18 protein-coding genes are annotated in these 22,651 nt (G+C 72.8%); 11 read left to right on the forward strand and 7 right to left on the reverse strand.

Annotated elements, in window-relative coordinates:
- Positions 1–60: 60 nt before the first annotated feature.
- On the forward strand, positions 61–639 hold the full coding sequence (locus ACYVO2_RS06595) for a dienelactone hydrolase family protein (RefSeq protein ID WP_461006645.1): 579 nt from the start codon (positions 61–63) through the stop codon (positions 637–639).
- 176 nt (positions 640–815) lie between these two features.
- Positions 816–2,045: a threonine--tRNA ligase gene (gene thrS, locus ACYVO2_RS06600; protein ID WP_461006735.1), complete on the forward strand. Its 1,230-nt coding sequence runs from the start codon at positions 816–818 to the stop codon at positions 2,043–2,045.
- A gap of 50 nt (positions 2,046–2,095) precedes the next feature.
- Here the strand turns inward: thrS and ACYVO2_RS06605 are convergent, their stop codons facing one another.
- The 6 genes from ACYVO2_RS06605 to ACYVO2_RS06630 all read right to left on the reverse strand — a co-directional run bounded on the left by ACYVO2_RS06605 (position 2,096) and on the right by ACYVO2_RS06630 (position 11,977).
- On the reverse strand, positions 2,096–3,700 hold the full coding sequence (locus ACYVO2_RS06605) for a glycoside hydrolase family 13 protein (RefSeq protein WP_461006646.1): 1,605 nt from the start codon (positions 3,698–3,700) through the stop codon (positions 2,096–2,098).
- Positions 3,701–3,761: 61 nt separating this feature from the next.
- On the reverse strand, positions 3,762–4,637 hold the full coding sequence (locus ACYVO2_RS06610) for a carbohydrate ABC transporter permease (RefSeq protein WP_461006647.1): 876 nt from the start codon (positions 4,635–4,637) through the stop codon (positions 3,762–3,764).
- A gap of 15 nt (positions 4,638–4,652) precedes the next feature.
- Positions 4,653–5,612, reverse strand: a complete 960-nt coding sequence (locus ACYVO2_RS06615) for a carbohydrate ABC transporter permease (RefSeq protein ID WP_461006648.1) — start codon at positions 5,610–5,612, stop codon at positions 4,653–4,655.
- Positions 5,613–5,749: 137 nt separating this feature from the next.
- Positions 5,750–7,165 (reverse strand): extracellular solute-binding protein, encoded by a 1,416-nt coding sequence (locus ACYVO2_RS06620; RefSeq protein WP_461006649.1) that lies wholly within the window; start codon positions 7,163–7,165, stop codon positions 5,750–5,752.
- 273 nt (positions 7,166–7,438) lie between these two features.
- Positions 7,439–8,455: a LacI family DNA-binding transcriptional regulator gene (locus tag ACYVO2_RS06625; protein ID WP_461006650.1), complete on the reverse strand. Its 1,017-nt coding sequence runs from the start codon at positions 8,453–8,455 to the stop codon at positions 7,439–7,441.
- Positions 8,456–8,551: 96 nt separating this feature from the next.
- Positions 8,552–11,977: a CARDB domain-containing protein gene (locus tag ACYVO2_RS06630; protein ID WP_461006651.1), complete on the reverse strand. Its 3,426-nt coding sequence runs from the start codon at positions 11,975–11,977 to the stop codon at positions 8,552–8,554.
- 352 nt (positions 11,978–12,329) lie between these two features.
- Between ACYVO2_RS06630 and ACYVO2_RS06635 the strand changes: the two genes are divergently transcribed.
- The 3 genes from ACYVO2_RS06635 to ACYVO2_RS06645 all read left to right on the forward strand — a co-directional run bounded on the left by ACYVO2_RS06635 (position 12,330) and on the right by ACYVO2_RS06645 (position 14,995).
- On the forward strand, positions 12,330–13,193 hold the full coding sequence (locus ACYVO2_RS06635; RefSeq protein ID WP_461006652.1) for a metalloregulator ArsR/SmtB family transcription factor: 864 nt from the start codon (positions 12,330–12,332) through the stop codon (positions 13,191–13,193).
- A complete protein-coding gene (locus ACYVO2_RS06640; RefSeq protein ID WP_461006653.1) occupies positions 13,190–13,792 on the forward strand; it encodes a dihydrofolate reductase family protein in 603 nt (200 codons plus the stop codon). Before ACYVO2_RS06635 ends, ACYVO2_RS06640 begins: the two co-directional genes overlap by 4 nt.
- Before the next feature lie 183 nt (positions 13,793–13,975).
- On the forward strand, positions 13,976–14,995 hold the full coding sequence (locus ACYVO2_RS06645) for a LacI family DNA-binding transcriptional regulator (RefSeq protein WP_461006654.1): 1,020 nt from the start codon (positions 13,976–13,978) through the stop codon (positions 14,993–14,995).
- A 30-nt stretch (positions 14,996–15,025) separates the two neighbouring features.
- On the opposite strand, the gene ACYVO2_RS06650 is transcribed toward ACYVO2_RS06645, so the two are convergent.
- Positions 15,026–16,861, reverse strand: coding sequence for a glycoside hydrolase family 2 protein (locus ACYVO2_RS06650; protein WP_461006655.1), 1,836 nt, complete (start codon positions 16,859–16,861; stop codon positions 15,026–15,028).
- Positions 16,862–17,254: 393 nt separating this feature from the next.
- On the opposite strand from ACYVO2_RS06650, the gene ACYVO2_RS06655 reads away from it, so the two are divergent.
- The 6 genes from ACYVO2_RS06655 (at position 17,255) to ACYVO2_RS06680 (ending at position 22,567) form a co-directional block, all read left to right on the forward strand.
- Complete coding sequence (locus tag ACYVO2_RS06655; RefSeq protein WP_461006656.1) at positions 17,255–18,592, forward strand: ABC transporter substrate-binding protein; 1,338 nt, start codon at positions 17,255–17,257, stop codon at positions 18,590–18,592.
- A gap of 55 nt (positions 18,593–18,647) precedes the next feature.
- Positions 18,648–19,571 (forward strand): carbohydrate ABC transporter permease, encoded by a 924-nt coding sequence (locus tag ACYVO2_RS06660; protein WP_461006657.1) that lies wholly within the window; start codon positions 18,648–18,650, stop codon positions 19,569–19,571.
- Positions 19,572–19,576: 5 nt separating this feature from the next.
- Positions 19,577–20,452 carry a carbohydrate ABC transporter permease gene (locus ACYVO2_RS06665; RefSeq protein WP_461006658.1) on the forward strand — a complete coding sequence of 292 codons (876 nt, stop codon included), beginning with the start codon at positions 19,577–19,579 and terminating at the stop codon, positions 20,450–20,452.
- Between the two features lie 418 nt (positions 20,453–20,870).
- Positions 20,871–21,224, forward strand: a complete 354-nt coding sequence (locus ACYVO2_RS06670; protein ID WP_461006659.1) for a DUF1330 domain-containing protein — start codon at positions 20,871–20,873, stop codon at positions 21,222–21,224.
- Positions 21,225–21,302: 78 nt separating this feature from the next.
- Positions 21,303–21,539, forward strand: coding sequence for a helix-turn-helix domain-containing protein (locus ACYVO2_RS06675; protein WP_461006660.1), 237 nt, complete (start codon positions 21,303–21,305; stop codon positions 21,537–21,539).
- Positions 21,536–22,567, forward strand: coding sequence for a serine hydrolase domain-containing protein (locus ACYVO2_RS06680; protein ID WP_461006661.1), 1,032 nt, complete (start codon positions 21,536–21,538; stop codon positions 22,565–22,567). Before ACYVO2_RS06675 ends, ACYVO2_RS06680 begins: the two co-directional genes overlap by 4 nt.
- Positions 22,568–22,651: the final 84 nt, after the last annotated feature.

A 22,651-nucleotide genomic window follows, 5' to 3' on the forward strand; every position in this document is an offset into this window, starting at 1 on the left:
CCGCCGCGCCGCGCCGCACCGGGTGCGGTGGGGCGCGGCGGGGTGCGGCACGATGGCGCCATGGCCCACATAGCGTTGTTCCACTCGATCCTCGGGCTGCGCCCGGCCGAACTCCGCGCCGCCGAGCGGCTGCGCCTCGCCGGGCACGAGGTCGTCGCGCCCGACCTGTTCGGCGGCGAGACCGCGGCCACCCTCGACCAGGGGTTCCGGTTGGTCGACCGGCTCGGCTGGGCGACGGTGGTCGAACGCGCTCGGCATGCCGTCGACGGCATGCCGGACGAGACCGTGCTCGCGGGTGTCTCCATGGGCGCCGGGGTGGTCTCCGACCTCTGGCCCGAGCGGCCCGCCGCCGCCGGTGTGCTTCTCCTGCACGCCACCGCCGAGGTTCCCGCCTCGGTCCGTCCGGGTTCCAGGGTGCAGTTGCACGCCGCGGAACCGGACGGGTTCGCGCCGCCGGAGCGCGTTGCCGCGCTCCGCCGGGCGGCCCGGGAGCGGGACGTCGACCTGGAGGTCTTCCGCTATCCGGGCGCCGGCCACTTCTACACCGACCGTGACCTCCCCGACCATGACCCGGCCGCGGCCGAGCTGACCTGGCGCCGGGTGCTGGACTTCCTCGGCACGGAAACGACCGGCGGGTGACGGGGAGCCCTGCTACGGTGACCGGCATGAAGCGCGCTGCCGTCACGACGACGCCGGAGAGTGTCCCGGCGCGCTGACGGACGATCCGACGCGAAGCCCCGGGGCGAGTGCCCCGGGGCTTCGGCGTCGGTCCGGTCACTCGCTCCCCCACCGGCGAGGAGACCACCATGACCGCAGTGCACGACCACCGCAGGCTCGGCCGCGAACTGGGCCTGTTCGGCACCGACCCGCTGATCGGCGCGGGGCTGCCGTACTGGCTGCCCGACGGCGCGGCCGTCAGGCACAGCCTGGAGGAGTACATACGCGGCGAGGAGCGGCGGGCGGGCTACCGGCATGTGTACTCCCCGGTGCTCGGCAAGCGGGAGCTGTACGAGATCTCCGGGCACTGGTCGCACTACGGCGAGGACATGTTCCCGCCCATGGACCTCGGCGGTGAGCAGGTCGTGCTGCGGCCGAGCCTGTGCCCGCACCACGCGGTGATCTACCGCTCCCGCTCCCGCAGCCACCGGGAGCTGCCCCTGCGGATGGCCGAGCTGGGCGGCATGTACCGCTCGGAGCTGTCGGGTGTGCTCGGCGGGCTGACCCGGGTGCGGGCCATCCAGCTCAACGACGCGCACATCTTCTGCACCGTCGACCAGGTCGCCGAGGAGGCCCGGGGTGCCCTGGAGATGATCCGCGGGGCCCACCGGGCGATGGGCATCACCCCCGCCCGCTACCGGCTCTCCCTTCCCGGCGCCGCGGGGAAGTACGTCGCCGCGCCCGAGCTGTGGCGGCGGGCGACCGCCCTGCTGACCGAGGTCCTGGACGGCTCCGGGCTTCCCTACGAGGCGGCCGAGGGCGAGGCCGCGTTCTACGGTCCCAAGATCGACGTCCAGGTCGCCGACGCCGCGGGCCGGGAGTCCACCCTGTCCACCGTGCAGGTCGACTTCCACCAGCCCGAGCGGTTCGACCTGCACTACGTCGGGCCGGACGGCGCGAGGCACCGCCCGGTGATGGTCCACCGCAGCATCATCGGCAGCGTGGAGCGGGCCGTCGCCCACCTGATCGAGCACCACGGCGGCGCCTTCCCGGCCTGGCTCGCCCCCACCCAGATGGTGATCCTCCCGGTCTCCGACGACGAGCTGCCGGACGCCGCCGCGCTCGCCCGGCGCTGCGCCGACGCGGGACTGCGCGCCGAGGTCGCCGGGCCGGAGCGCGGCAGTCTCGGCGCCCGCGTCCGGAACGCCCGCCTGGTCCCCTACCAGGCGGTCATCGGCGCCAGGGAGGCCGCCGAAGGCCATGTCGCGCTGCGCCTGCGGGACGGGCGCCGCCTCGATCCGCGGCCCGCCGACGACCTCCTCACCCGCATCGGCGCCCTCGTGGCCGCCCGCAGCACCGACCTGTGGGAGAGCGCCGGCCGCGCATAGGGCCGCGGCGAGCGGGCCGGGCCGGCGCGCTCGCCGCGCGGGTGCGCGGATCAGGCGCGCAGCCAGACGGCGGTGTCCCGGGGCAGGCGGCCGTCCTGGCCGAGGGGGCCGCTGCTGAGCAGGCGGGAGTCGTGCGGGGGGAGGTCCACGGGGGCGCCGGAGAGGTTGACCAGGCACGTCAGGCCGTCCGTGCGGGTGAAGGCGAGGACGCCGTCGGGGGCGGGCAGCCAGGTCAGGGGGCCGTCGCCGAAGCCGGGGGTGGAGCGCCTCAGCCGCAGGGCCGTCCGGTAGAGGTTGAGCATGGAGCCGGGGTCGGCGGCCTGCCGGTCGGCGGCGTAGGACGGCCAGTCGGCGGGCTGCGGCAGCCAGGGCTCCCCGTCGGAGCCGAAGCCGCAGTGCCGCTCGCCGGCGGCCCAGGGCATGGGCACCCGGCAGCCGTCGCGGCCGGGATCCGTGCCGCCGGAGCGGAAGTGCATCGGGTCCTGGATGCGGTCGAGGGGGATGTCGGCTTCGGGCAGGCCGAGCTCCTCGCCCTGGTACACGTAGACCGATCCCGGCAGCGCCAGCGTCAGCAGCGCGGCGGCGCGGGCGCGACGCGTGCCCAGGGCGAGGTCCGACGGTGTGCCGAAGGCCTTCGTGGCGAAGTCGAACCCGGTGTCCTCGCGGCCGTACCGGGTCACCGTGCGGGTCACGTCGTGGTTGCACAGCACCCAGGTGGCGGGGGCCCCGACGGGGGCGTGCTCGGCGAGGGTGTCCTCGATGGAGCGGCGCAGCCGCTCCGCGTCCCACGGGCAGGCCAGGAAGCTGAAGTTGAACGCGGTGTGCAGCTCGTCGGGGCGGAGGTAGCGGGCGAAGCGCTCGGCGTCGGGCAGCCACACCTCGCCGACGAACACGGCCCCGTACTCGTCGGCGATGGCCCGCCACGCACGGTAGACGTCGTGCAGCCCGTCCCGGTCGATGAAGGGGTGGGGGTCCACGCCCTCCTGGAAGTCGGGCAGCGCCGGGTCCTTGACCAGCAGGGCCGCGGAGTCGACGCGCACCCCCGCGACTCCCCGTTCGAACCAGAAGCGCAGGACATCCTCGTGCTCCCGGCGGACCGCGGGGTGGTCCCAGTTCAGGTCCGGCTGCTGCGGGGCGAACAGGTGCAGGTACCACTCGCCGTCGGCGACACGGGTCCAGGTGGAGCCGGAGAACTGGGACGGCCAGTCGTTGGGCGGCAGTTCGCCGTGGGCGCCGCGGCCGGGCCGGAAGTGGAACAGCTCGCGCTCGGGGCTGCCGGGGCCGGCGGCGAGTGCCGCCCGGAACCAGGGGTGCTGGTCGGAGACGTGGTTGGGGACGATGTCGACGATGGTGCGGATCCCGAGTTCCCGGGCCTCGGCGATCAGCTTCTCGGCTTCGCCGAGGGTGCCGAAGGCGGGATCGACGGTGCGGTAGTCGGCCACGTCGTAGCCGCCGTCGACCAGCGGCGAGACGTACCACGGGGTGAACCACACCGCGTCGACGCCGAGTTCGGCGAGGTAGGGCAGTCTCGCCCGGACGCCCGCGAGGTCCCCGATGCCGTCGCCGTCGCCGTCGGCGAAACTGCGCGGATACACCTGGTAGATGACGGCGCCGCGCCACCAGTCGTCGGTGCGGGGCGGAAGGGGGGCTGCCACGTTGCGGTCCTTTCGGGCGGGGGCTTGGGGGGATGCGGCGGGCGGGGCGCGGCCGGGCGGCTCAGCCCTTGAGTCCGCCCGCGGTGAGGCCGCTCATGATGTTGCGCTGGAAGATCAGAAAGATCAGCACGGTGGGCAGCGACGCGATGGTGAGCGCGGCGATCAGCACGTTCACCGGGACGCCGTTGGACAGCGAGTAGATGCCGACGTTGAGGGTCTGCTTGGCCGGGTCGGGCAGGGTGAGCATCGGCCACAGGAAGTCCTTCCACACGCCGACGATCGCGAAGATGGACACCACGCCGAGGATCGGCCGGGAGATGGGCAGGACGATCGACCGGAGGGTGCGCAGCGGGCTCGCGCCGTCCATGGACGCCGCGTCCAGCAGCTCCTTGGGTATCGAGTCGAAGAAGCGCTTCAGCAGGAAGATGTTGAAGGCATTGGTCACCGAGGGCAGCCAGATGGCCCAGGGCGAGTTGAGCAGGTTGCGCTCGACGATCGGCACGTCCAGCACCGTCAGGTACTGCGGCACGACGAGCACGGTCGCGGGGATCATCAGGGTGGCCAGCATCATGCCGAGGATCGCCTTGCCGAACACCGGGCGGAGCTTGGACAGCGAGTAGGCCGCGGCCACGTCGAGGACGAGCTGGAAGGCCAGGGCGCCGAAGGCGTAGTACAGGGTGTTGAACAGCAGCCCGCCCAGGTCCATGACCTCCCACGCCCTGGTGTGGTTGCCCGGCTCGAACGATCCGGGCGCCAGGGTCGGCGGGGTCTGCACGACCTCCTGGGTGTCCTTGAAGCCGCTGGAGACCAGCCAGTACAGGGGGCCGAGGAAGGCGAGGGTGAAGGCTCCCACGACGAGGGCGAAGGCCACCCGGTGGACGGCCCTGCCGCGGGGCCTGGCGAGCCGGGCCGGCGATATGAGCGTGCGTGTGGACATGCTGGGCTCCCGGTCCTACTCGTTCTCGGCGCGGCTGAGCCTGACGTACGCCGCCGAGAACCCGGCGAGCAGCACGAGCAGGAGCAGGCCGAGGGCCGCCGCGGCACCGTAGTCGTTGAAGTTGAAGGCGTACTGGTAGATGAGGTAGACGACGGTCGTGGTCGAGCCTTCCGGTCCCGCGCCGCCCGTCAGCAGGAACGGTTCGACGAAGACCTGCATGGTGGCGATGATCTGCATCAGCAGCATGAGCGACAGCACGAAGCGCGTCTGCGGGATGGTCACGTGCCAGACCCTGCGGAGCACGCCGGCCCCGTCCAGCTCGGCCGCCTCGTACAGCTCGCCGGGGATGCCCTGGAGCGCCGCGAGGTAGATGAGGGTCGCGCCGCCCATGTTCATCCAGGTCGAGGCGATGACGACCGAGAGCATCGCGGTGTCCGGGTCCTGGAGCCACTGCTGCGCCGGCAGTCCGAGGAGGCCGAACAACTCGTTGAACAGGCCGTAGCCGGGGTCGTACAGGTACTTGAACAGCAGGACCGAGGCGACGGGCGGCAGCATCACCGGCAGGTAGACGAGCAGCCTGAGGTAGCCCTTGCCGTGCCGGAACTCGTTGATCACCACGGCGGCCAGGAACGGCACGGCGAAGCCGAGGACCAGCGCCAGGAGGGTGAACAGCACGGTGTTGCGCCACGCCTGCCAGAACGCCGGGTCGTTGAACACGGTGGCGAAGTTGTCCAGCCCCACCCATGTGGTCTCGCCTCCCTCGGTCCGCTGGAAGGCCAGCAGGAACTGGCGGACCATCGGGTACCAGGAGAAGAACGCGAAGCACAGCACCGCGCCGATGAGGAAGCCGTGGGCGGTGAGGTTGCGTCGCAGGCTCCTGCCGAAACGGCCGCCGGGCGGCACGGGCCCCGCCGCGCGGGGCGGGGTGCGGCGGGGGGCGCCCGCCTTGCTCTGCGTCAGGCCGGGGGCCGACATCGTTGCTCCTCGGTGCTGGTGTGCCGGTTGCGCACCCGCTGCCGGCGGGGCGGCAGGCGGTGGTCCGTGCCCGTGGCCGGGCGGGGGCTCCTGGCACGGGGGCGGGCGCCGGTGCCCGCCCCCGTCCCCGGGCCCGGTCACTGCCTGGAGAGGACCTGGTTGACCTGCTTCTCCGCGGTGGAGAGCAGCTTGTCCGGGTCCGCGTCCTCGTTGGTGAGGACACCGGACATCAGGTTGTCCAGGACCTTGTAGACCTCCTGCGCCTTCGGCGGCTCGGCCTTGCCGGGGACGGGATTGTCCGTGAACGCCTTGAAGTTCTCGACCGGCATGGTCGCGTGCTCGACCCGGGCGGCGTCGTCCTCGGTCTTGGACCCGTTCTGCCAGAAGTTGGGCTGCGGGATGCCGACCGGCAGTCCGTCGGCCTTGGTGCGCGCCCAGTCGAACTGGCCCTTGCCGACGGTGAGGTTCTTGAAGTTGAGCCAGGCGATCGCGGCCTTGACCTTGTCGGGCGAGATGCCCTTCTTGATCATGTAGCCGTTGCCCCCGGCCAGGGTGTTCCGCCCGCCCGGGATCGGCCCCATGCCGAAGTTCTCGTACTCGGCGCCGAGCTGCTGGACCATGTACGCGATGTCGTCGGGCGCCGCGAGGAACATGCCGAGCTTGTCGGTGGCGATCTGCTTTTGCAGGTCGCCCCACTTCAGAAGCTGGGTCTTCCCCATGCTGTCGTCCTGCCAGCGCATGGCGTGCAGGTTGTCCACGATCCGCCGGCCCAGGTCGTCGTTGAACGCCGCCTTCCTGCCGCTGGTGTCGACGACGTCACCGCCGACGCTGTACATCTGCGCGGTGAAGTGCCACCCGCCGGTGTTGCCCGCGCTGTACTCGCCGAAGCCGGCGATGCCCTCGCCGAGGCCGGCGATCCTCTTGGCCGCGGCGCGGACCTCGGCCCAGGTCCGCGGGGGTGTGTCGGGGTCCAGGCCGGCCCGTTCGAACAGCTTGCGGTTGATCAGCAGGCCCATGGTGTAGTTGCTGGTGGGCAGGCCGTAGAGCCTGCCGTCGTGCTTGAGCGAGGAGAGGACGTTCGGGTCGATGTCCTTCAGCAGCGGCACGGTCCTGTCGTTGACGTACGCGGTGATGTCCTCCGCTCCGTCGTGGTCGAGCACCTGCGGCAGGTCGGTGAAGTAGGTGTAGAAGACGTCGGGCTGCGACTTGGCCTTCAGCATGGCCGTGAAGCGCGGCGGCTCCAGGCACTGGCCCGGGGTGGAGCGGCCCTCGATGGTGACGTGGGGATAGGTCCTGTTGAACTCCTTGACGTCCTCCTTCCACTCCCTGAGCTCGGCCGCCTTCGCCGCCGAGGGCATGCAGTCGATGGTGATCGTGACCTTGGTCTTCGGATCGAGGGGCGCGGCGGGGTCCGCGGAGCCGCCGCTCCTGGATCCGGAGTCGTCGCCGTCGCTGCTGCTCGTACCGCAGGCGGCCAGCGCGGTGAGCGTGAGGGCGCAGACGAGGGTCATGGCGCCGGCACCGCGGGCACGGCACAACCGAGCACTTCTCATGGGTGGACCCCTTCGGGCATGAACGTGGAAGGCGCCCCGCCGCCGATGCGTTGCGGGGCGCCGCTCACTCAACCACCGCCAACAAGTGAACGCAATATCTCGCGCTGATTTCGTAATTGCTCGACAGAGTCGCGTTCGACGAGGACACGCGGGGGTGCGGCAGGATGACGTCGCCCGGAAGCGGTGCCGTCCCGGCGCGGCGGGACGGTCGGCTCCGGCCCGGTCCGCGGGTCCGGTAGGGGGCCCGGTGCGGGGGTCCGGGCCCGCTCCCGGTCAGGCCGTCGCGGCCCGCGGGCCTGGCGCCTGCGCCGTGGACGCGCGGACGACGAGTTCGGGTTCGAACAGCAGCTCGCTGTGGGGCACGTCGCCGCCCTGGATCCGGGTCGCCAGCAGCTCCACCGCCGCCCGGCCCATGGCCTCGATCGGCTGGCGGACCGTGGTCAGCGGCGGCTCGGTGCAGGTCATGAACGCGGAGTCGTCGTACCCCACCACCGACACGTCCTCCGGCACCCTCAGGCCCCGCCGGCGCGCGGCCCGCACCGCCCCCAGCGCCAGGGGGTCGCTGGCGCACACGATCCCCGTCACCCCCCGGTCCAGCAGCCGCCCCGCCGCCGCCCGGCCGCCCTCCAGGGAGAACATCGACCGCTCCACGAACCCGCCGGCCGGCGAGCCGCCCGCGGGCCACGCGGCGGCACTCAGCCTGCGCCGGGACGGGATGTGGTCCGCGGGCCCGAGCACCAGCCCGATCCGCTCGTGCCCCAGCGACACCAGGTGCCGCCAGGACTGCTCGACCGCCACCGCGTCGTCGCAGGACACGCAGGGGAAGTCGAGCCCCTCGATCGCCGCGTTCACCAGCACCACGGGAACGCGGCGCTCCGCGAGCCGCCGGTAGTGCCCGTGCGGCGCGTCCGCCTGCGCGAACAGCCCTCCCGCGAAGACGACGCCGGAGACCTGCTGCTGGAGCAGCAGTTCCACGTAGTCCGCCTCCGACACGCCCCCCTTCGTCTGCGTGCACAGCACCGGCGTCAGCCCCTGCTGCGCCAGCGCGCCGCCGATCACCTCGGCGAACGCCGGGAAGATCGGGTTCTGGAGCTCCGGCAGCACCAGGCCCACCAGCCGCGCCCGCTCGCCCCGCAGTTGCGTCGGCCGCTCGTAGCCCAGCACGTCCAACGCGGTCAGCACCGACTGCCGGGTCGCCTCCGACACTCCCGGCTTGCCGTTGAGGACCCGGCTGACCGTGGCCTCGCTGACCCCGGCCTTCATCGCCACCTGAGCAAGTCGTCGCGTCATGCGCGCAAGCGTAGCGCAAGCCATGCAAAGGCTTGCGCTACGCTTTTCAGCCGCGATACGGCTCGTCCGGTGGCCGGCGCACCGCGGGGGGCGCGGTCAGTCGCGCGGCGTCTGCCGGGCCCGTGGGGCCGGGTCCGGGGCCGAAGCCAGCGTCGCGGAGCGGTTGATCACGAACTGCGAGCCCGGTTCGACCACGATGTCGCCCTGGGCGGAACCGATGATGGTGACACCGGTCAGGGTGGCGCTGCCGCGCGCCCCGGCCATGGCGAGGATCCCGGACCCGTTGTTCGACTTGTCGATGGTCACGTTCCTGATCTGGACGCCGGGCATGGCGCCGCCGCCCGTCTTGAACTGGATGCCGTCGTAGGTCGAGTCGCGGATCTCCGTGTCACGGATCGTGACGCCGGGGATGTCCTGGCCCTGTGCGAACAGGGTGATCGCGCCGAACTCCTGCGCCTCGCCCCAGAAGGCGCCGCCCGTGCGGTGCAGGGCGTTGTTGGCGATGAGGGTCTGGCCGGAGAAGGGCAGCGGGTCGTGGTCGGTGGCCAGCATGATCCCCGGGTAGTTCATGGTGTCGGAGATCAGGTTGTTCTCGATCGTGTTGCCGTACCCGCCGTAGATCGCGACGCCGTTGGCGCGCCAGGGCAACTGGATCGTGTTGTTGGTGAAGTGGTTGTCGTGGCCGATGTCCACCGAGGTGTCCTTCACGTACTTGCTGGCCCACACCGCGAGCGCGTCGTCGCCGGTGTTGCGGAAGGAGGAGTTGTGGACGGTCGAGTTGCGTGTGCCGTTGGCGAAGTTGACGCCGTCGGCGTAGGTGTTGCGGATGCGCACGCCGGTGAACTCGACCCGGTCGCCGGGACCCCACAGCTCGGGGATGTTGGCGTGGTCGCGGCCGACCCAGGCGCCGACGTTGGCGTGCTCGATCCACACGTTGGTGATCTTGGTGTCCTTGCCGAAGCGGCCGTTGAGGGCGACGCCGCCCTCCGCGTTGCCGTCGCCGCCCCGGATGGTGCCGGAGCCGAAGACGGCGATGTCGGAGATCCGGGTGTTGTCGTCGATGTCGAAGCCGAAGTTGCCCTCGTGCGGGTGGTTGATGCCGCCGGCCTGGTGGGGCGGGGTGAGCGCGTACAACTGGGAGTGCCACATGCCGGCGCCGCGGATGGTGACGTCCCGGATGCCCACCTGGTTGTACTGGCCCCGGTCGAGCGGGTCGTCGGTGAGGATCTTCTTCTCCTGGCGCCACTGGCCCGCGGGGATCCACACGCAGGGGATCTCGCCCTTCTGGTCGGCCGTGACGGCGCGCTGGATGGCGTCCGCGTCGTCGATGCCGTCGTTGGGGACGGCCCCGTAGGCGGTGATGGAGGCGCACTGGTCGGGCTTGGCGGCCGGTGGCGCGACCTGCTCCAGGTCGATCAGGTCGATGATGTGGAAGGCGGCGTCGTCACCGGCGTCGCGTTGCAGACGGAACTTCGTGCCCACCGGGTAGGTCTGGGTGAGCAGCGCGTGGGACTCGTCGAACAGCCGCCGGGCGTCGCCGCCGGGCCGGTTGGTCAGTCCCTCCGGGTCGTCGGTGGTGCCGTAGAGCCAACTGTGCTTGGACGACAGGGTCAGCTTGCGCACGAACCGGCCGTCGGCGTAGAGGCTGATGGTGGCCTCGCGGCCGCCGCCCGCCGCCGCGTCCGGGATCGAGTTGCGCACGACGATCGAGTTCGCCGGGGTGGTGGAGGTGATCTCCACGTACTGCCCGGTGGCGTCCAGGCGCACCGACTGGCGGCCGGAGGACTCGGTGGCGAAGTTGGTGTGGCCGAAGGTGCGCTTGGCGTCCGCCTTCAGCAGGGTGCCGTTGTGGCGGCCGTCCTCCGCCTCGTACTCGACGTACGGCACGGCCGCGCCGCGGCCGACGACCAGGGAGCGGGCGAAGGTGTTGTTGTCCTCGTTGGTCTCGGCGACGACGGCGGTGGCGTCGGCCGTCGCGGTGAGCGCGGACGAGCCGCCGGTGGCGGTCCACTCGCCGCTGACGGCCACGGTGGCCGAGCCGCCGGCGAGGATGCCGCCCGTGGCGCCGTCGAGGGTGGTACCGCCGACCGTGAGCCGGGTGACGGATCCGGCGGGCACCGCGCTGGTGCCCCGGTTGTGCACGGCGACGGTGAAGGTGACCTTGGCGCCGACCGCGGGCGCGGACGGGTTGCTGGTGATGCCGGTGACCGCCAGGTCGGGGCCGGGGGCCTGCCCGACGACCAGCTTCGCGGCGGCGTTGCGGCTGTTGTTGCTGTTGTCGAGTTCGGCGACGGTGTCGGTCGGGTCGACGACGGCGGAGACTGTGTAGCTGCCCATGGCCCGCTTGCCGACCGTGACCGGCACCTTCGCCGACGCGCCCGGGGCGAGGGCGCCGACGGGGGCGCTGCCGGCCACGGTGCCTTCGAGGCTGACGTCGACGGTGGTCGCGGGCGCGGCGGCGGTGCCGCCGTTGCGGACCGTCGCCTCGACGGTGACCGGGTCCGCCTCGCTGGGTGACGCCGGGGACCAGGCCAGCTCGGTGACGGTGAGGTCGGGGGCGGGCGCGGCCGTGCCGACGACCTGGAGCTCGGCGACCTGTCCCCCGCCGGCGCCGGTGTTGCCGAAGAATTGCAGGCGCACGTCCGCGTACCGGCCGGAGACCGGGATGGTCACCGTGTTGGCGTTGCCCGACGGGCTGAAGGTGTGGTCGGCCCGGTCCTTCAGCGAGGTGAAGCCGGACGCTCCCGCCTGCCGGCCCAGCACCTGGATGCTCTGGGTGCGGGTGCCCCAGGCCGGGTCGGGGTTCAGCTTGACGACCACGCCGCTGAGGTCGGCGTCGGCGCCGAGCCGCACGGTGAGCGTCGACGGCTGGCCGCTCGCCTCCCAGTAGGTGGCGGTGCTGCCGTCGTTGGCGTTGGCCGCGACGTAGTCCTGGGTGGTGGACGACGCCTCGATCGGCTTGCGCAGCGCCAGGTTGGTGCCCGTCGGCGGCACGGTCCCGTCCTCCCCGCGGACCTCCACCTCGGAGAGCTGGGCGGCGTTCCAGCCCGTGTTGGCGCTCACCTGCACCCGCACGTACCGGGCCTCGGCCGCGACGTCGACCGCCACGGTGTTGCCGGACGACGGGGAGAAGCTCCGCCCGCCCGAGGACAGGGTGGTGAAGTCCCGGCCGTCGGTGCTGCCCTGCACGCTGACCGTCTCGGTGCGCGGCTCCCAGGAGGCGGGGAGCTTGAGCAGCACCTCGTCGAGGCTCACCCTGCCGCCGAGGTCGATCTGCACCCACTGCGGGAACGAGCCCGGGGGGCCTTCCCAGTAGGACGCCTGGCTGCCGTCGGTGACGTTGGCCGCCGGGTAGGACCCGTGCGCCCCGCTGGCCGTCACCGGCCTGCCGAGGGCCAGGTTCGGCCCTTCCGCGGCGTCCTCGGCCGCCTCGGCCGCCGCCGCGGGCAGCGGCGCGACCGCGAGCAGTCCCGCGGCCACCAGGCCGGCGAGCAGCCGCCAGCCGCGATGTCTCCCTCTCATGAGCACCTCTCGTTCCCTTCCTGGGCACCCGGCGCCGCCCCCGCCACCCGCCGCCCTCGGCACGCAGGAGGGTGTGAGGGGGTGGTGGGGCTGATGGGTCGTGTGCACCGGTGGACGATGACGCGATGACCGGGCATCGGAGATGCCCTGATGAAGCTCGAACCGCTCGCGATCCAAAAGTTGAGCGATCTCGTCAATCTTTTGCAGCTCGGTGACAGGTTTCTACCGGGTAACGCCTTTGTCAACGGCTCGGTACCCGGCAGCGCCCACCGGACGGCCCGCGAAGGGCCCCGGGCCGGGCCGCCCAAATATTCCTTGACACGAATATTCGTGGTGAGGAATGCTTCTGCCCATGGACGCACTCCTCACCGCACTGGCCGACCCGGCCCGCTGGCGGCTCGTGAACCTGTTGGCCGAGCGGCCCCGCTCGGTCGGCGTCCTGGCGCAGCTCGCCGGGGCGCGGCAGCCGCAGACGACCAAGCACTTGCAGACCCTCGAGCGCGCCGGCGTCGTCACCTCGCAGCGCACGGGCCAACGCCGCGTCTACGCGCTCCGGCCCGCCGCCCTGCGGGAGCTGGCCGCCGCGCTCGACCGGCTCGCCGACACCGCGGATCGGGACGGCGGCCCGCACGCCACCTTCGACCGCTACGGGCTCAGCCTCCGCGCGGAGCGGCTCGCCGCGGCGGAGCCGGGGTGGGCCGACGGCCGATCGTTCGGGTTCCGGCGGTCGCTGGCGGGGCGCCCCGAGCTGGTGTGGCGGCACCTGACCGAGGCGTCCCTGCTCGCCCGGTGGTGGACGCCCGAGGACCTCAGGGTCTCCGAGCTGGTCTTCGAGGCGCGGCCGGGCGGGCGGATCGTCCAGGAGTACCGCGACGCCGAGGACGCCGACGGCCGCGAACCGGTCGCCGGGCGCGCGGAGGGGGTCGTCGAGGAGGTACGCCCCGGTGAGCGCCTCGCCTACCGGCTCTCCCCGCTGCTCCCCGGCGGCGGCCCCGCCTTCACCGCCCACGTCGAGCTGTGCCTGCGGCCCACCGACAGCGGCACCGACACCAACACCGGCACCGAACTGGACGTCCGGTACCGGATCACCGACAGCACCATCGACTCCGCGGACTTCGTCGCGGGCATCGAGATCGGCTTCGGCCAGAGCCTCGACAAGCTCGCGGCGGTCCTCGCCGAGAACGCGCACCACACCGACACAAGGAGCACCAAGTGACCGAGCAGACCACCGGCCGCAGGGTCGTCACCAACATCGCCCTCTCCCTCGACGGCCGCTACGCCGCGCCGGACAACCCTCGGGACATGGGCTGGGTGATGCCGTACGCCGTCACCGACGTCGCCCGCGACCACCTGACCCGCCTGTGGGAGCCGGCGACGACGGCCCTGCTGGGTCGGGTCAACGCCGAGGGGTTCCTCGGGTTCTGGCCCACCGTCATCGGCATGGAGGGCGCCGACCCGCGCGACGAGGGCTTCGCGAAGTGGCTCGTCGGCGCCGACAAGGTGGTCCTCTCCTCCACCCTCGGCGAGGCGCCGTGGGAGCGGACGACGATCGCCGACAGGCCGGCCGCGGAGGTGGTCGCGGACCTCCGGGCGACCGAGGGCGGCGACATCCTCGTGCTCTCCAGCGCCAGCGTCATCAAGGCGCTGCTGGCCGCCGACCAGGTGGACCGGCTGGCGTTCACGGTCTTTCCGGTCTTCCTCGGCGGCGGGCCGCGCCTCTTCGACGACGGCCTGCCCGCGGGGCGGTGGACGCTGGTCGGCCAGACTGCGGGCGAGCACGGCACACTGGCCCTCGTCTACGACCGCGTCCGCTGAGCCGTACGCTCAGGCGGGAGCGGGAGCGGAGACGGAGACGGGCGCGGGCGGCGCGGGGGAGCCGTCGCGCACCGTGCGGTGACAACGTTGTAAGCTGCTCCTCTCGTCTCCCGCGCGCCAGCGGAGGCGGACACGGGGGTCGCACGGAGTGCTGAACCGTCCCGGGTTGGTGAGGTGAGCCGTATGGGTGGTGTGCGCCTCAAGGACGTGGCCGAGCACGCGGGTGTGTCCATCAAGACCGTTTCCAACGTCGTACGCGGCGCCAAGCACGTGTCCGAGGACACCCGGCAGCGGGTGCTGCGTTCCATCGCGGAGCTGGGCTACCAGCCCCACTCCTCGGCGCGGCATCTGCGGACCGGGCGGAGCGGCATCCTGGCCCTGGCGGTGCCGGACCTGACGGCCCCGTACTTCGCCGAGCTGGCCGCGGCGGTGATCGCCGCCGCCAAGACCCGCTCCTACACGGTGCTCATCGAGGACACCGGCGGCGACCCGGAGGAGGAGCAGCGGATCGCCTGCGGGCTGGGCGCGTCGCTCATCGACGGGGTGCTGCTCAGCCCGCTGCGGCTGGACCAGGCGTCGCTGGCCGCCCGACCCCGGCGGGTGCCGCTGGTGCTGCTCGGCGAGCGGGACTACCACCTGTCGGTGGACCATGTGCTGATCGACAACGTGTCCGCCGCCCGGGAGGCCACCGCCCATCTGCTGGCGCTGGGCCGCCGCCGGGTGGCCGTCCTCGGTGCCCAGCGCGGCGCCGCCTCGGCCACCGCCCACCAGCGGGTGCGCGGGTACCAGGAGGCCCTGTACGCGGCCGGGGTGCCCTACGACCCGTCGCTGACCGCCGAGGTCGCCGAGTACCGGCTGGCGGACGGCGCCGCGGCGATGCGCGCGCTGCTCGACCTGCCCGAGCCCCCCGACGCCGTGTTCTGCTGCAACGACATGCTGGCGCTGGGGGCCGTGCGCGCGGCGGCCCACCGGGGGCTGCGGGTGCCGGAGGATCTGGCGGTGGTCGGGTTCGACGACGTGGAGCTGGCCCGGTACTCGGTGCCCTCCCTCACCACCGTCGCGCCCGACAAGGCCGAGCTGGCCGGGCTGGCGGTGGAGACGCTGCTGCGCCGGGTGGACGGCGCCGCGGAGGACGGCCCCGCCCTGCGGTACGCCGGGCACCGGCTGGTCGTGCGGGAGAGCAGCGGCGGCGGGGCGGGGTGAGCCGGGTGGGCCCGCCCGGCGGGCGGTGCGCTACCGGTCCGGGTCCCGCCGGCTCTCGATCGCGGCGGGGCGCGACTGCGCCGCCCTGACGCGGTCCACGTCGAGCTTGTCGGCGCGGTCGAAGCGGTAGATGCCGTTGTGCTCCTGGAAGACGTCGGTGAGCTGGGTGTAGCAGTAGCCGAACATGCCGGGGTCGTCCAGCAGCACCCCGACCAGCCCCTCGAACCGCCGGTGCAGCTCCTCCTCGGTGCGCGGGCGGGCGCCGTAGCCCCAGGAGGAGGTGTTGTCGGCGCCGGTGGCGGCGGTGTCGTCCGGGTCCCACCAGATGCCGCCGAACTCGCTGATGAAGTAGGGCTGGCCGCGGTAGGGGAGGGAGAAGGGCTTGCCCGGCGCGCGCCGGTTGGCGAAGGGCCGGCCCTCGGCCAGGCCGGACAACTGCTCGGCGAAGGCCGCGGGGTCCTGCTCGTAGTTGTGCGCGTCCCACACCTCGGTCTCGGGGACGCGGTGGGAGTACCCGGAGGCGTCGATGACCGGACGTGTGCCGTCGGCCGCCTTGGTGGCGAGGAACATCGCCCGGGTGACGTCGTCGAGCTGGGTGATGCGGTCGTGCAGCACCTGGTGGGTCTCGTTCAGCGGGCACCAGCCGATGATCGACGGGTGGGAGTAGTCCCGTTCCACGGCCTCCAGCCACTGGGCGGTGTAGGAGGCGGTGGGCCTCTGGTTGTCGCCCTCCGGCCCCTGGCCCGAGCAGCCCCAGTCGCCGAACTCGCCCCACACCAGGTAGCCGAGGCGGTCGGCGTGGTGGAGGAAGCGCTCCTCGAAGACCTTCTGGTGCAGGCGGGCGCCGTTGAAGCCGGCGCGCATCGCCAGGGTGATGTCCCGGACGAGGGCCTCGTCGCTGGGGGCGGTCATCAGGCCGTCGGGGTACCAGCCCTGGTCGAGCACCAGGCGCTGGAAGACCGCCCGGCCGTTGAGCAGGACCGCCTTGCCGTCGATGGCGACGGAGCGCAGACCCGCGTAGCTGCCGGCGGCGTCCACCACCGCGCCGTCCGCGTCGAGCAGCTCCAGGTGCAGCCCGTACAGGTGCGGGTCCTGCGGGCACCACGGCCGCAGTCGCTCCGCGGGCACGGTGAGCCGCAGGCGGGGGGTGAGGTCCAGGTCGGCCCGGGTCTCGGCGCGGTCCAGCTCGCCCGACTCGTCGCTGAGCACGGCCCGCACGCGCAGTCCGCGACGGTTGGCGGACAGCGGCAGTTCCAGGTGGAAGCAGGAGCCGGCCAGGTCAGGGGTGATGCGCGGACGGCGCAGCCGGACCTCAGGGACCGGCTCCAGCCACACCGTCTGCCAGATGCCCGTGGTGCGGGTGTAGTTGCAGTCGGTGTTGGCGTACCAGACGGCCTGCTTGCCCCTGGCCTGCACCGCGTGGCGGGTGTCGCGGGCGCGCACCACGACGACGGCCTCCTCGCCGGGGGCGGCGGCGTCGGAGATGTCGGCGCTGAACGGGGTGAAGCCGCCCCTGTGGCGGGCCACCTCGACGCCGTTGACCCACACGGTGGCGTCGTGGTCCACGGCCTGGAAGTGCAGCAGGATCCGCCGCCCGGCCCACCGCTCGGGCAGGTGCACGGTGCGGCGGTACCAGACGGCCTCCATGAAGTCGGTGTTCCCGACGCCCGACAGTTCGGACTCCGGGCAGAACGGCACGGTGATGCGTGAGCGCAGTTCGCGGTGGAGCAGCCCGCGCTCCACACCGGAGTCGCCGTGGTCGATCTCGAACTGCCAGGTGCCGTTGAGGCACAGCCAGTCGGGACGGGTGAACTGGGGCCGCGGGTACTCGGGGCGGGGCACGTCGGCGAAGGGGGAGACGCTCATCGGGTCCTCGGGGAGAGGTCGCCCTGCTCGGCGGGCGGCGGGGGCGGGCGGGGGCGGGCGGGGACGGGCAGCGGGGGCTGGAGTCGATGCGCCCAGCCGTGCGTACAACGTTGTACACGCGATCACGTACAAGCGCCAGGCCGGGGCCGCCGAGGTGAGCGCGGATGGCCAAGAACGAGTAAAAGCCTGCCCCGCGACGCCCTTCCGACCAGTCCGTTCACCGCGACAGGGGCGAAGGAGGCGGCTTGGGGCCCCGGCGCTCCCCCTGTGACAGCTCTTTACAGCGGCATGCATCGTTGTAATAGTGCCTGCCACGCCGTTCACCCTCGGTTGACGGAGCGTTGCACCGCAGGCCGTCCTCCTCAGCCCGAAGCGACTTCCAAGGGGCTTCCCATGCACCTTTCGCCCGGCCTTCCCGTTTCCTCCCCGCCGCGCCGCCGGTTCCTCGGCATGGTCGGCGCCGCCGTCGGCGGCGGCCTGCTCACGGCCTGCGGCGGGGGCGGCGGCGGTCCCGCCGACGGTCCCGCGAGGGCGGGCAAGGAGTACACCGGCGCCTACACGGGTCCCAAGGTGTCGCTCACGTTCTGGAACGGCTTCACCGGCGGCGACGGCCCGTACATGAGGAAGTTGGTCGACCGGTTCAACACCGAGCACGACAACATCAAGGTCACCATGACCACCACGCAGTGGGCCGACTACTACAAGAAGGTCCCCGCCGCGGTGGCGGTGGGCAAGGGCCCCGATGTCGGCATAGCGCACCAGCACTGGCTGGCCACGCTCGCCGCCCGCCGCGCCATCCTCCCCCTCGACGACGTGGCCCGCGAGCTGAAGCTCGCCGAGTCCGACTTCATCCCGGCGCTCTGGCAGGCGGGGATGTACCAGGACCGGCGCTACGGCATCCCCCTCGACGTGCACTGCCTGGCGTCCTACTGGAACACCGACCTGGCGGGGCGGGCCGGGGTCGAGGACCCCTCGACCGGTTTCGACGCGGCCCTGGCCGCGCTGGCGGACGGTCCCGCGAAGCAGCCGTTCTGGATACCCAACCAGTGGCCCGCGCACATGGTCTTCCTGTCGCTGCTGTGGCAGAACGGCGGCGAGCCGTTCACCGCGGACGCGGAGAGGGCCGCCTTCGACTCCGACGCCGGCGTCGCCGCGCTCACCTGGATGGTCGAGCAGATCAAGAAGGGGTACAGCCCGAAGAACGTCGCGCTCGACACCCAGTACAACGCCTTCAAGACCGGCCGCAACGCGGTCATCTGGGACGGCATCTGGCAGATCAACGACCTGCGGGCCACGGCGGCGAACCTGAAGTGGCGCATGGGGTTCCTGCCCACCGTCGGCGACACCCCGGCCGTGTGGGCCGACGGGCACAACTTCGTCCTGATGAACAACAGGTCCGGCGACGACAAGCTCGCCGCGGCGAAGACCTTTATCGACTGGGTCGGGCAGCACTCCGCCGAATGGGCCGACGCCGGCATGATCCCCGCCCGCAACTCCGCCCGGGCCGGCGCCGCCTTCCGGGACCGCCCGCAGGCGGCCGTGGCCACGAAGCTGGACGCCTTCCGCTTCCTGCCCGCCGTGCCGGGCATCGACGACGTGGGCACCCAGTCCTATGTCACGGCCGTCGCCAAGGCGGTCCTCGGGCAGGAGACCCCGAAGCGGGCGCTGGCCGACGGCGCCCGCACGGCGAACCAGTTGCTGGCGAACAACCGCGAGAAGTTCGGGAGCTGACCGCCCGATGCCCCTCCCGCCTTCCCCCGCGACCTCCCCGCGGGACGGAGCGGCCGTGGCGGCCCGACGGGCGGCTCCCCACGCCCGGCGGGCCGCCGCTCGCCGCGAGACGGCCGCCGCCTACCTGTTCCTGGCGCCCTACCTGCTGCTGTTCGGCGTCTTCGTGCTCCTGCCGGTGGGCCTGGGCGTGTGGATGAGCCTGCACGACTGGGACCTCACCCTGCCCGGCCACCCCTGGACGGGGCTGCGCAACTACACCGAGCTGTTCAGCGGCGACTCCGTCACCCGCGACGACTTCTGGCGCAGCATGCGCGCCACCGGCGTCTTCACCGCCATGAGCGTGCCGCTGCTCATCGTGGTGCCGCTGGCGGTGGCGCTGGTGATGAACGGCAGGTTCCGCGGCCGGAACCTCTTCCGCGCGGTGTACTTCGCGCCGTACGTGCTCGGCGTGGTCGTCGTCAGCATCTGCTGGCGGTACCTGCTCGACAGCAACATCGGCGCCGTCAACCACTACCTCGGCGAGCTCGGCCTGCCCGACGACATCGCCTGGACCACCTCGGTGCCGGCGGCCTGGTTCTCCCTGGTCGGCGTCACCGTCTGGTGGACGCTCGGCTTCAACGCCGCCATCTTCCTGGCCGGGCTCCAGGACATCCCCGCCGAACTCCACGAGGCCGCCCGCATCGACGGAGCCGGCCCCTGGCAGCGGTTCCGCCACGTCACCCTGCCGGGGCTGCGGCCGGTGACGCAGTTCGTCACCGTCAACACGCTGATCGCCTCGGCCAACATGTACGGCCAGTCGCTGCTGCTGACCGGCGGCGCCCCGGGCACCGAGACCAGGACCGCGATCGTGTACATCGCCGACACCGGGCTGAAGAACTTCGACGTCGGACGGGCGTCGGCGATGAGCTTCACCCTCACCGTGTGCCTCGGCCTGCTCAGCGCCGCGGTCTTCCTCGCCTTCCGCAACCGAAAGTCGTGATCGGCATGGCCGCCTCCTCCCCAGCCCCCTCCCCCGCCGCGGCGGCCCGCGTCCGCCGCCCGTCCCCCGCGGCCGTGGTCCGCTGCACGACCCTGGTCGTGCTCACCGTGCTGTTCGCCGCGCCCCTGGTGTTCATGGCCGTCACGTCGTTCAAGACGCAGGCCGACGCGATCGCGCCCACCCCGCAGTGGATACCGGACCACCCCACCACGGGCGGCTACGAGGCGGTGGACAGGGCCTCCAGCGGCGAGGTGGCGCGCTGGTTCGCCAACAGCCTCGTCGCCGCGGCGGGGCAGGCGCTGCTGATCGTGGTCACCGCCTCGATGGCCGCCTATCCGCTGGCCCGTATGCGCTTCGCCGGGCGGCGCGCGGTCTTCGCGGTGGTGGTGTCCACCCTGTTCGTCCCCTCGGTGATTCTCATCGTGCCCAACTACGTCATCGTCAGCGAGCTGAACTGGCTGGACAGCCTCCCGGCGATCGTCATCCCCGGGGCGGCGAGCGCCTTCGGCGTGTTCTACATGCGGCAGTTCTTCCTCGGGCTGCCGCGCGAGCTGGAGGAGGCCGCCGCGCTGGACGGCGCCGGCCGGCTGCGGACCTTCCTCCAGGTCGTGCTGCCGCTGGCCCGGCCCGCCCTGGTCACGCTGGCGCTGCTGGCGTTCCTCACCAACTGGAACGACTTCCTGTGGCCGATCTACGTCCTGTTCTCCGGTGAGAACCTGACCCTGCCCGCGGGCCTCGCCACCCTCCAGAACGCCAACGCGGTGCGCTACGACATCCTCATGGCGGGCGCCATGATCGCCGCCGTGCCGGTGCTGCTGCTGTACGCCTTCGCGCAGCGGTACGTGGTCGAGGGTGTGGCCCGCAGCGGGGTCAAGGGCTGACGGCGGCTCGCGCCGCCCCGGAGTGTCCCCGGCTCCCCGCCTCCCGAGCCGTTACCATTTGTCCGTACAGATGGTGGTTCGCACGCTGTCACGCTCCCTGGCAGCACCCCGCGGTGTGACACTGTCCGAGCAGGTCACAGGCGTGACGCAGGGAGCGTGACACCCTCGTGCCGCGGGTCAGCGCCTGACGGGCCGCCACGGGCAGGAGTCGCTCAGCCCGCCCTCGGCGCGCGGGCGACCGACTCGGCGAACTCCGTGCCGCGGCCCCGGACCGCCCGTTTACCCGGCGGGTAATGGCCGCGGAGCGCGCGGGCGGGCAGGCTGGTCGTCCACAGGCCACCGGGCGCGAAGCCCGGGGGAAGCGGCCCCGATCCGAGGCCGGACGGCGAACAGCCGAACGACGAACAGGAGTCCCCACATGCCCGCCTACGCCATCGGCAACCTCCGCCCGCCGTCCCGTCTGCCCGAGGAGGTCCTGGTGTACATGGAGCGCATCCAGCAGACCATGGACCCCTACGGCGGGCGGTTCCTGGTGCACGGCGCCCCGGAGCGCGAGGTCCGGGAGGGCGCCTGGCCCGCCGCGCTCGTCATCATCGCCTTCCCCTCCATGGCCGACGCCCGCGCCTGGTACGACTCCCCCGCCTACCGGGAGCTGCTGCCGCTGCGCACCCGGCACATGGACGGCGACGTCCTGCTGATCGACGGCCTCCCGGCGGACTACGACCCGTCCGCGACGGCGGCCGCCATCCGGGTCGCGCAGAGCGCGGCCTGAGCCCCGCGGGGCGCCGTCCGGCCGGATGTCGTCAACATTGGTTGACGAACCGGAGGGCCGGTCAACTATGGTTGACGCATGGACGTGGAGCAACTGACCCGACTCGCGGCCTCGACGGCCGACGACGACCCCCTGGTGGGACTGGGCGCGGTGGCGCGGCTGCGCGCCGAGACGGAGCGCATCGAGGCGGTGCTGGTGCGCCGCGCGCGCAACAACGGCGCCACCTGGCCGCAGATCGCCGCGGCCATGGGCGTCTCCAAGCAGGCGGTCCACAAGAAGCACGGCGGCCGCGGCCTGTTCGGCGGCCGCTCATGACCGCCGCGCTCCACGACGACGGGCGGCTCGCCGCCAGGCTCGGCGAGCTGCTGGGCCCGCGCCACCCGGTCGCCGCGGCGGCCGTCGTCTCGCCGCGGGGCACGACCGTGGCCGGGCGCGGCGCCGACCTCGACGCCGACTTCGAGATCGGCTCGATCAGCAAGGGCGTCACCGGGCTGCTGTACGCCGACGCGCTCGCGCGAGGCGAGGTAGGCCCCGGCACCACCCTGGGCGAGCTGCTGCCGCTGGGCGAGGCGCCCGCCGCGCGGGTGACGCTGGCTTCGCTGAGCACCCATTCGTCCGGCCTGCCCAGACTGCCCGAGTCCGCGCGGCCCTGGCGGCGCACCCTCGCCCTGTGGCTGCGCGGGACCAACCCCTACGGCGAGGACCTCCGACAGCTACTCGACCAGGCCCGGCAGGTCGCGCTGGGCGAGCCGCGGCCCCGCTACTCCAACCTCGGGTTCGAACTGCTCGGCCACGCCCTCGCCGGCGCCGCCTCGACCACCTACGCGGAGCTCCTCGACCGGCGCGTCGCCGGCCCTCTGGGGCTCGACTGCTTCTACGCCCCGGCGACGGCCGACCGGCTCCGCCCCAAGGCGCTCACCGGCAGGACCCGCCGCGGACGGCCGCGGCAGCCCTGGACCGGCGAGGGAGTCGGGCCGGCGGGCGGCATCAGGGCCTCCATCACCAGCATGGCCCGCTTCACCGCGGCGCTGCTCGACGGCAGCGCCCCGGGCACCGCCGCGCTCGACCCGGTCGCCCGGTTCGGCGCGGGTGCCCGCATCGGGGCCGCGTGGATCACCATCCAGGCGAAGGACCGGCCGATCACCTGGCACAACGGCGGCACCGGCGGCTTCAGGTCCTGGCTCGGCCTCGACCGCGACAGCGGCACCGGCGTCGTCCTCCTCTCCGCCACCTCCGCATCGGTCGACCGCCACGGGTTCGCGCTCCTCGCCGAGTACACCCGCGACGGCGCCCCCGGTGCCCGCACCGACCCGGCCGGCCCCGAGGACGCGGCGCGGGACTGACCGCGGCGCGCACCCTCGGGCGGCGGCACGGCGGCACGGCGGCCACCGGGCCCCCGGTCTGAGCCGCCCGGGGGCGGGTGGTGC

It is taken from the genome of Streptomyces capparidis (genome assembly GCF_054782095.1).